The sequence below is a fragment of the Arthrospira sp. PCC 8006 genome (genome assembly GCF_046480465.1).
Lineage (GTDB): Bacteria > Cyanobacteriota > Cyanobacteriia > Cyanobacteriales > Microcoleaceae > Limnospira > Limnospira platensis.
The window spans coordinates 1-10011 of record NZ_PKGG01000200.1; the positions used below are offsets into that span (position 1 = coordinate 1).

The 10011-nt window shown below is 46.6% G+C and carries 10 protein-coding genes; 6 read left to right on the forward strand and 4 right to left on the reverse strand.

The genetic code is table 11. The annotated features are described in order from the left end of the window. Positions 1-283 precede the first annotated feature (283 nt). Complete coding sequence (locus B9T16_RS21855; protein ID WP_410245744.1) at positions 284-1234, reverse strand: hypothetical protein; 951 nt, start codon at positions 1232-1234, stop codon at positions 284-286. Positions 1235-1576: 342 nt separating this feature from the next. Between B9T16_RS21855 and B9T16_RS21860 the strand changes: the two genes are divergently transcribed. The 5 genes from B9T16_RS21860 (at position 1577) to B9T16_RS21880 (ending at position 5770) form a co-directional block, all read left to right on the forward strand. Next, a complete protein-coding gene (locus B9T16_RS21860) occupies positions 1577-2461 on the forward strand; it encodes a tetratricopeptide repeat protein (RefSeq protein ID WP_006616431.1) in 885 nt (294 codons plus the stop codon). A gap of 3 nt (positions 2462-2464) precedes the next feature. Next, entirely contained in the window at positions 2465-3313 is an 849-nt protein-coding gene (lgt, locus tag B9T16_RS21865) for a prolipoprotein diacylglyceryl transferase (RefSeq protein WP_410245745.1), read from the forward strand. Positions 3314-3509: 196 nt separating this feature from the next. Then, positions 3510-4307, forward strand: coding sequence for a precorrin-4 C(11)-methyltransferase (gene cobM / locus B9T16_RS21870; RefSeq protein WP_014274689.1), 798 nt, complete (start codon positions 3510-3512; stop codon positions 4305-4307). 194 nt (positions 4308-4501) lie between these two features. Continuing rightward, positions 4502-5314 carry an SDR family oxidoreductase gene (locus B9T16_RS21875; RefSeq protein WP_006617155.1) on the forward strand — a complete coding sequence of 271 codons (813 nt, stop codon included), beginning with the start codon at positions 4502-4504 and terminating at the stop codon, positions 5312-5314. 30 nt (positions 5315-5344) lie between these two features. After that, positions 5345-5770: an NUDIX hydrolase gene (locus B9T16_RS21880; protein WP_410245749.1), complete on the forward strand. Its 426-nt coding sequence runs from the start codon at positions 5345-5347 to the stop codon at positions 5768-5770. A gap of 66 nt (positions 5771-5836) precedes the next feature. On the opposite strand, the gene B9T16_RS21885 is transcribed toward B9T16_RS21880, so the two are convergent. From B9T16_RS21885 to B9T16_RS21895, 3 genes are all read right to left on the reverse strand, one after another. Beyond that, positions 5837-6595, reverse strand: a complete 759-nt coding sequence (locus B9T16_RS21885) for a M23 family metallopeptidase (protein WP_410245746.1) — start codon at positions 6593-6595, stop codon at positions 5837-5839. Between the two features lie 107 nt (positions 6596-6702). Next, positions 6703-8313 (reverse strand): NAD(P)H-hydrate dehydratase, encoded by a 1611-nt coding sequence (locus B9T16_RS21890; RefSeq protein WP_410245747.1) that lies wholly within the window; start codon positions 8311-8313, stop codon positions 6703-6705. Positions 8314-8339: 26 nt separating this feature from the next. Beyond that, on the reverse strand, positions 8340-9317 hold the full coding sequence (locus B9T16_RS21895; RefSeq protein ID WP_410245748.1) for a hypothetical protein: 978 nt from the start codon (positions 9315-9317) through the stop codon (positions 8340-8342). A gap of 142 nt (positions 9318-9459) precedes the next feature. Between B9T16_RS21895 and B9T16_RS21900 the strand changes: the two genes are divergently transcribed. Then, positions 9460-10011: PDZ domain-containing protein (locus B9T16_RS21900; RefSeq protein ID WP_410245750.1), on the forward strand; the 552-nt coding region annotated here is incomplete at its 3' end.

Below are 10011 nucleotides of genomic sequence, written 5' to 3' on the forward strand. Positions count from 1 at the left end.
TGTGAAAATACCTTTTTTGTATTTATAGGGATTTTGTAGCCGATTTCCGGTAGAAAGCGATCGCCTCAAACCTGCATTTTCTCGCCTCACCTACCCCACCCATAACCCTCACTCTGATTCGTGAATTTGCTGGCGATGCACGAGTTTTTTTTGGGCGTTTTGAGGGGGGATTGACAAAATTACTAAAATGTGCATTGGGGACAATTAAGGAATTGCCCCTAAGTGTGTTAGACAGACCGAGAGGACTGTGGGCTGTGATATGTAAGCTATTGGCCGGGTCTAACTAATCTTGGGTTTTAGGAGATTTTCGGGGAATAGGTTTTGGCGTGGGGGAACCGGAAGCCGAAGTGCGGCGGGGCTTAGTATCAGGACGAGGCGATCGCGGGAAACTGCCCCTGGGTTTACCTGGTTTAAACGGTCTTTTACCCTTAATAGGTAAAGCCCCGATATCGTGGCTTTCCTCAACCACTAAATCACTACCAATCAGACGTGCGTGAAGGTCTATAAAATGTCCGACAGGTCGCAGACCCACCATCCCCAGTAATTTTAATTTAAAGAACTTGGGTTTTTCGTTTTCATGACGAGAGGATTGTCGGATTTTGACGATCGCATATTGGGGGTCATCCTGAGACTGATAAACAATCTCACCTCGAATCGAAAAATAACCATGTTCAATATCCGGTAAAGCCTGATGCTCTGGGGAAATATCCGGCGATATCTTATCAACCGCCATAGAGTCATCATCAGATTTAGTCAGGGTGTGTGGTTCCCAAACTCCCATAATTTGCACGTGCAGATCATCTTGTTTCTGGCGAGTGCGAGGATAAACCACCCAGAGATGTTCAGCCTCTAGGTCAATATGTTTTTTAACCAAACTCATGACCCGTCCTAACAGAACCGCATCAATTTCCGCACCCTCGACAGTGCGAAGAATGCCTTGAGTAAACTGTTCACCCGAAGCATGATAACACCCGCGCACCAAACCGATCGCCCTATATTGGCGAGGCTCACTAGGGGGAGGTATAGGGTGAACTAAACCATCATCTTCATCTGATAGCTGTTTAACATGATTATCTGGAGTAGATAAGGAGGTATTTTCAGTCAAGTTAGGCGCTGCGGCATCATCTATCTGTTCAACTAGAGAACTTTCCGCCTCTGGCTGATCAACACCTGGTTGGGGTGGGATAGGGGGGGAATCGGGGACTTGGGGGAATTTATTCGGAGAAGGACTCATAAAACCTCAGAGTGGGAGAAACATACCATGCCAAACTGCATGATTTTCTAGGTGATACAGTACCATCAGAACCTAGTCCGCGTTAATCAAGTCAGATATTCGGGTAAATAATACCCGAATATCTGACTCCACATCAACAGAACTAGACCTATCGGTGGCTAGGATAGATTACAGCTCATCAGGTAGCACTATGGCGATCGCCTATTTGATAGCAATTACACCAATGTGCCTATTGTACTAAATCCCATGGGACAACAGGAAATCCGTCACCCATTCCGGTGATCCGTTCTGCTACCATGTGATCAGCAAAGCCGTTAGCTGGGAGAGAGGAATTTAGAAGTCATGGTAGATAAACGTCGTGGCGTGATTGGGGTAATTTTAGTTCTATCCCTAATCGCATTTGTGGGATTTTCCATGGCCCCCTTGCTGGGAGGACTCCTAAGAACTGATTCATCCGAGTCTGAACCTAATCAAACCGCCGTTTCCAATATTAGCGGCGCTCAACTCAAAGACCTCGAAGACCAAGCCAGGGGTTATCAATTGGTTTTACAAAGAGAACCTGATAATGAGACCGCCCTACGGGGATTTCTGCAAGCTAAATTTGAGTTAATCAGTCAAGGTCAAGGACAGGTAAGAGATGTTGTTGAACCTTTACAGAGGTTGGCGCAATTACACCCGGAAACTCCAGAATATGGGATTCTATTAGCCCAAGCTCAAGAGTATACAGGCGATCCGGAAGCGGCAGCTCAAAGTTATCGAAGAATTTTAGAACAGCGACCCGGAGAAGTCCAAGCCCTCCAGGGACTCGTTAGCCTTCTGATTTCCCAAGACCGCCCCGAAGCCGCCATTGGCTTATTAGAAGATACCCTCAAATCAGCACCACAGATTAATCAAGCCCAAGCCGGAAGTATTGACGAAATCTCCATCCAACTAATCTTAGGGCAGGTTTACGCCGAACAGCAACGTTACCAAGAAGCGATCGCCGTTTATGATGAGGCTATCAAAAACAGCGAGTCAGACTTTCGCCCCGTCCTAGCTAAAGCTATCATACTCAGACAACAGGGAAATCCTGACGATGCTGAGTTACTATTTGCGGAAGCCATAGACTTAGCCCCTGCCGGCTTTAGAGATCAAATTAAACTACAGGCAGGAATGACACCCACCTCCCCAACTATGGAAACTTCCCCCGAAGCTACCACCGAAACTGAGGTCGGGGAAACTGAATAATCAATGCTAACTCAACATCTCCCTGTGGGGTTTCAATTTACATCTCCCGGACCGACTATCTTAGAAGTCGGTCCCATATCAATTCGCTGGTATGGTTTACTAATTGCTTCGGCGGTATTAATTGGTGTCACCCTCTGTCAGTATCTCGCCAGCCGCCGCCATGTCAACCCAGAGTTAATGGGGGATTTGGTGATTTGGTTGGTCATTGGTGCAATTCCCGCCGCCCGACTTTACTATGTTGCCTTTCAATGGCAAAATTATGCTAACGACCCCGCTAGTATTATTGCCATTTGGAAAGGTGGCATCGCTATTCATGGCGCGATTATCGGAGGTATGCTGGCGGCGGTCATTTTCGCCAAAATTAATCAGGTCTCCTTTTGGTTGTTAGCTGATTTGGTCGCGCCTGCCTTGATTTTAGGTCAAGCTATCGGACGCTGGGGAAATTTCTTTAACTCCGAAGCCTTTGGCGGTCCGACAGATTTACCCTGGAAGTTATACATATCTCCCCCCTACCGACCTCTGGGTTATCAGGACTATCAATATTTTCATCCCACTTTCCTCTATGAGTCAATCTGGAATTTCCTCGTCTTTGGCTTACTGTTAACCCTGTTTTTCCGAGACCTACAACAAAAGCCTCCCCTCAAATTAGGCACTATTTTTTTAGTTTATGCGATCGCCTACAGTTCTGGACGAATTTGGATTGAAGCACTCCGAACTGATAGCCTTATGTTAGGACCCTTTAGAATAGCCCAATTAATTAGCCTGGGCGGTATCCTATTGGCAATGACAGGTCTACTATGGTTATATGTTTTCCAACGCCATTTACCTGATGTCGTCAAATCTGATTTCTAGCCATCAACCCACCCTAACCAGAGTCCCCTTGATTGCCATTGGTTGCCAACAGCCTCCCAGAATGATAAAATATAAAAAACGCCCCGGAGTTTGTTTTTCTCCAGGGCATTAACCAGGGTGCATCTACCATACCTAGTTACCACCTAACTCTGATATAATCCGGAAAGAAATTACTGGTAGGGCAAAAATTTTTGCTATGAATGGCACAACCCGAAAATCATTGCCACCAATGGTGTACATTGTAGGGGCAGGACCAGGCGACCCAGAATTGCTCACAGTTAAAGCCCAAAAACTTTTGACTCAAGCTGATGTGATTCTGTTTGCTGATTCCTTGATACCCCCGCAAATGTTAGTCGGTGTGCGTCAGGATGCAGAAATTATCCCCACCGCTAATCTTACCCTTGAGGATATCCTACCTGTTATGATAGATAGAGTCCAAAAAGGGCGATCGGTTGTCCGCCTACATTCGGGAGACCCTAGCCTATATGGGGCTATTTATGAACAGATACGCCAACTCTCAGAGATGGGTATTGATTTTGAAATAGTCCCCGGTATTAGCGCTTTTCAAGATGCAGCCGCTAAACTCAAGCTGGAGTTGACTATTCCTGAATTAGTCCAGACTATCATTTTAACCCGCGTCAGTGGACGCGCCACAGGTGTTCCTCCCTCAGAAGAGTTGGCGAGTTTAGCAGCCCATAAAGCTAGTTTGTGTCTCTATCTCAGCGCGCGCCATGTCACCGCCGCCCAAGATAAGTTAATCGCACATTACCCCCCCGAAACACAGGTCGCTATTTGTTATCGTCTCGGATGGCCTGATGAGAAAATTAGGGTAGTTCCCCTACATCAAATGGCTGAAGTTACTCAACAAGAAAATTTCACACGCACCACACTCTATCTCATAACTCCCGCAACCGGTGCTAACCCAACCGCCAGGTCTAGCCTTTATCACCCACAACACTCCCACTTATTTCGCCCAAATGTTAAGTTTTGTTAAGTTTTGTCAAAAAAATCTTTTTTTTGGGGGGAGGGGTTGCTTTTCGGTCGCGCCCGTGATAGTCTATATCATAATGGAGATATTGACTTTTATTTGAAAATTCCAAAAATTCCAATTATATACTTTATACATAATAATAGCATGAGTTGCCGAGAGTGTCAATTGGCGATCGCCTCTGTGGATAAATTAATTCTATGATGAAAGTAGAACATGGAATAATCACGGGTGGTTCTAGTGGGATAGGCTTAGAGACAGCGAAACTGCTAATGGAGGCAGGGGCTAATATTACCCTAATTGCCCGTGATGGTGAAAAATTAGAAAAGGCGGCGAGGGAACTAGAGAAGTTGTGTCCTGAGCGAGAGGTGTTGACCTTGGTGGCGGACGTGAGCGATCGCCTGGAGATAGAAGCTGCTATGATGAACTCATGCGATCGGCTAGGTACACCGGATATATTGGTGATATCAGCGGGTGTAGCCTATCCTGGTTATTTCCTCGAAATGCCCGTAAAAGTCTTTGAACAAACAATGTCAGTGAACTATTTTGGGGCGCTATACTCAGTAAAAGCAGTAGTGCCGCTGATGGTGAAACGGGGAAAAGGGACAGTAGTTTTGATATCTTCTGGGGCGGGTTTAATGGGGCTTTATGGCTATGCCGCCTACTCTCCTAGCAAATTTGCCTTACGGGGGTTAGCGGAGGCTTTACGGGGCGAATTAAAGCCATTGGGAATAAAGATAGCAGTAGTATACCCACCCGACACAGATACGCCACAACTGAGGACAGAAAACTTGACTAAACCCCCAGAAACCCAAGAGATAACCGCGACGGCTGGAATTTGGAAACCAGAAGATGTCGCCGAGGCTATTGTCCGAGGTCTGGAAAAGGGGGAGTTTGCGATCACTCCGGGAATAGAAATGACGCTACTGAACCGCCTTCACAGCTTGGTATCACCGGGACTTAACTGGTACTTTGACCGCCTAGTGGCTAAAATCTCCAAACAGCACCAATGATAACCACCATAGAACCCATATTACCAGATGATGTCAAAACCGGCTCGAGAAGTAGCGATCGCCATTTTGTACCAGTCCGACAAAATTCTCCTACAGCTAAGGGACGATATCCCCACCATAGTTTATCCTGGGGTTTGGGGGATGTTTGGGGGTCATATAGAACCCATGGAAACCCCCCTAGAAACCATAAAAAGGGAATTACTCGAAGAAATTGGCTATGTCCCGACCTCCCTATATGAGTTTGGCACTTATGGGACAGAAGAGGTAGTGCGCCATGTATTTCACGGACCCCTAGAAGTAGGTCTTGAGCAACTGATTTTAGGGGAGGGGTGGGATATGGAACTGGTAAGCCGTGGTGATATTATAGCCGGACAAGCCTATTCTAAACAAGCGGGAATGTTGAAAGCGATCGGCGAACCTCACCGCCTAATTTTACTAGATTTTCTTCAGGCATAGGCACGGGGTAAATTTCCAATTCCCAGGAAATATGGCGATTTGCGATCGCCCGCCGCCACTTGTCGATTATCCGACAATAGGGACACTACCATCATTAGGAAGAAATAGGCGGGGGTCTACGGGAGTCCCGTCAGGTCGGCGAATTTCAAAATGGAGATGGATAGAATAGCCGCCGCCATCAATTTCTCGCCCTTCGTAGCCAAAACCAGAACCGCCTCTAATTCCGATTAATTGTCCTTGGGAAACGTGATCATTTACCCTGACTCTAATTGACCGCAAATGCAAATATCGATGTTCCCAACCGTCAGGGCGGCGAATATGAATAGACCGACCATCTGCGCCGCTGGTATTATTTTTAACATACTCCACAACCCCATTACTAGCAGCATAACATTCATCAGGAGTATATCCGCCAATATCAACGCCAGCATGAAGTCTTCCCCTTGCATAACCAAACTCAGTTCTAGGTCCCATGCTAGTGCCGCGCATCGGCCATTTCCAACTACTGGAAACAGTAGCTGCGGGTTTGGGACTGCTGACCGGGCTATTGGTATCTACGGGAGTGTTAACGTTTACGGGCTGATTAATGCTGCCTATTTTATCATCTATAAGTTGAATATGAGGGGCGAATATATACCAGGTTTCCCGTTGTCCGGGATAGGGTGGTCTAAATTTAATTTCTAAGTGTCCATATCCGGCTGATTTATAGTCGGTAATTTCGTATTGGTTGCCAGCATAGATAGAGATTTTATCAGCGGAATTTAGTTCATTGGATGCGACAGGTTTCTGTTTTAAGACGGTGTTCTGTTGTATGATAATTTTCATGATTAGTTACCGGGTATTTGGCTAAGTTTAAGTTAAGGAATTAATGATATAGCTGTATCTAGGCAGGGAAGGATAGGGAGTAGGAAAGGTAAACCATAATTAAGCTGTTAGTTGTTGTATATAGGTACATTGCTATTAGGAGTGAACTGGGGGAAATGTGTTAACAACTGCTTTAAGTTGAGATACTTAGTTAAGGTAAAAGCATCGACTCCCAATTCAGTACGATCGCCTGCTGCCACTATACCAGCGAGTGAGTGCCACCAAACGGCGACTTGAGCGCTTAATTCTGGGGGCTGTGACTGTCGAGACTGGGTAGCGAGTAAGCCCCCTAACAAACCAGTGAGAACGTCGCCACTGCCCCCACGGGCTAGGGCGGGGCTACTTTCTGGGTTAATGATTACTGACTCAGCGGTAGCAATGCAGGTTCTCGCACCCTTTAAAATGACCACAGCGCCAGTTAAACTGGCTGCTGCCCTACTCCCTTCCATAGAGCTATGTGATTTATCATTTAGTTGGGGAAACAGGCGTTTAAACTCTCCACGGTGGGGGGTGAGAATGGTGGCAGCCTGACGGTTAGATAGGGTAGTCACGGGGTCTAGTTGGGCTAACAGGTTCAGGCCATCAGCGTCTAGGACTAGGGGTCTATGGCTATTTAATACTGTCTCAATGAGGGAGACATTCTCAGGGGTTAAACCTGGACCACAGGCGATCGCATCATAACTATCCAAGTTTATATGATCAGCAATAGAGGCGATCGCACCCAGCTCGGTTTCTGGACAACCGATAATCAAGGCTTCGGGTAGTTGAAAACTCAACAGAGGCTTGATAGACTCCGGGACAGCTATTGATAGCATTCCCACGCCACTAGCTCGCGCCCCCAAGCCTGACAATAGCGCCGCCCCGGTATAACGACGGGAACCGGCAATAATTAATAAATGACCCTGTTTATATTTATGGGTATTTTGGGGGAGGGGGATAGGTAAATGAGATATCGCCCATTGGGGAGTTAGTCGCTGTAGTGGGGGAGACACCCCCAGGACGGCATGAATATCAGTTAAAGGGATATCAAAATCAATTAACTCGGAAGTTCCCAACCATGGTAGGGCTTGTTCCTGCAAAAAGGCTAATTTCCATAACCCCAAACAGAAAGTTTTTGTTGCCTTAATAGCTTTTCCGAGGACTAATCCTGTGTCAGTATGGATACCTGATGGGATATCAATGCTAAAAACGGGCTGATGCCAACTATTGACAGTTTCGACTATTTGTGCTATATCCCCCTGGATAGGACGTTCTAAGCCAAAGCCAAACATCCCATCGATAATTAGATCACAATGTGCTAATTGGGCGATCGCCTCTACAGTTTGAATACCGAGACTAGCAGCATATCGAAGATGATCGGCGGTGAGTGGCTTGTGTTGGCTGAAGGGAGAATATAACAGAACCCCATAACCGCGATAGTATAATTCCCGCGCCACCACCAAAGCATCACCCCCATTATGCCCCGGTCCCACCACAACCCCAATTAACTTGATTGGTGTGCTGGTATGCTCAGAGTGTAAAATCGACAATAGGCGGCGGGTAATATTGAGGGCGACCTTTTCCATTAAAGCTGCCACAGGCATTCCCGCGTCAAAAATGCGAGTTTCTATGGCTTGCATTTGGGCTGCGGTCACAGCGAACTGTTGGATAAGTTGAAAATGATTAGGAGTGCCTGCCATTGTTAATCATGGTAACAGTAATGGGACTATCTGCCAAAATATATTTGAGCGGAGCCAATTCCCGAATCTGTGAGATAATTTTCCCATTCTTGGGCGAGTCCCAAATTGGCAAAAGGTCCAACGGCTACCAAGGGGTCAGCGAAGTGGTCACGAATGATAATGCTGTTTTGAGGTACACCTAAAGCGATGGCATTTTCAGCGGTCCTAGATAGTTCTGCGGCTGGTGTGGGAATTAATACAAAATAGCCATCAGTATCACTTAGTCCCAGGTTAATACCTGACGCTGCGGGAATAGGAGTAGGGGTCTGAGTGGGTAAACCGAGTAAAATTTCCAATTGTCCGCGAGAGGCGACGACTTCTCCTCGAATGCGTCTGAGAATTAGTTGACTGAGGAGTTGTTCAGCGTTGGACAAGTTGACAAAACTACCGGCTTGAATTACGGGGACACCCTGATATTGAACAATTTGTGCATTGGGGGATACCTGTCGCACTTGGTCTAGGGATGCTGCACCGGGTCTGATATAGACTTGATAAAGTCCTAGGTCAGTGGTGGGGCGAATAGTATTTAGTCTAATATTGGTTTGAATGGGTGGGGTTGACCCTCGTTGTGGGGGAACTACCAGGGGGCTGACATTTATGGAGTTCTGAAATTCGGGAGTATTGCGGAAATCGGTAATTTGGGCTTGAACTCCCCTTTGTCTGAGACTTGATACGAGTTGTTGGGCTTGGGTCTGATTGAAATAAATGCCGGCATCAATTACAATGCGATCGCCATATCTTTTGATTATGGCTCCTGGTTGTACCTGTTGGACTATTTCCAGCAGGAGGGGATTATCCCCTGAGACATAGACCCCGTAGCGTTGCTGTTGTGCTTGGGCGAGTGGGGATGTTAAGGTTAAGTATCCTCCCAGGAGCAATAGTGATAGCCATCGCCCATTCCCCGCCCATCGAAAGGTAAACTGGATCGGGGACTTGTTTTGGTTTTCAAGAGAAGTTACAGTCAATGTCAGTTCCTCCATGGGGGGGTTAGCCTACCAAGCCTGAAACAATTATAGCCATATATGGCGGAGTTTCGGATCATTTAGATTTGCTAAAATTGATAACATCTCATCATCAATGTTGGAAAAGAACATAAAATTTGCTATTATGCCGAGACGATTGGTTTCTTGTGTCCTCGCCGCCTTGCTACCGATTATCCTAGTTTGGGGAGTAGTTGTGCAACCGGCTTGGGCGCTGACGGATGAACAGAAACTTCTGAGCGAGAGTTGGGGTATTGTGAACCGCGCCTATGTTGATGAGAGTTTTAATCATCAAAATTGGTGGTTATTGCGGGAAAAACAAATTAAGAAACCTCTCAGAAATCGGGAGGAAACTTATCTGGCTATTGAGGAAATGTTGGCGAGTCTTGATGATCCGTTTACCAGGTTGTTGAGACCGGAACAATATCGGAGTCTGCGAGTTAGTACCTCTGGAGAATTGACGGGAGTGGGGTTACAAATTGCTAAGGAGGCTGAGACGGGGGCGCTGGTGGTGGTGACTCCCCTTGATGGTTCTCCGGCTGATGATGCGGGAATTAAGCCGCGCGATCGCATTCTGAAAATTGATGGTTTTTCGACTGATAAGATGACCTTGGATGAGGCGGCGGCGAAGATGCGAGGCAACCCCGGAACTCAGGTAGTTTTAACTGTAAAATCTGCG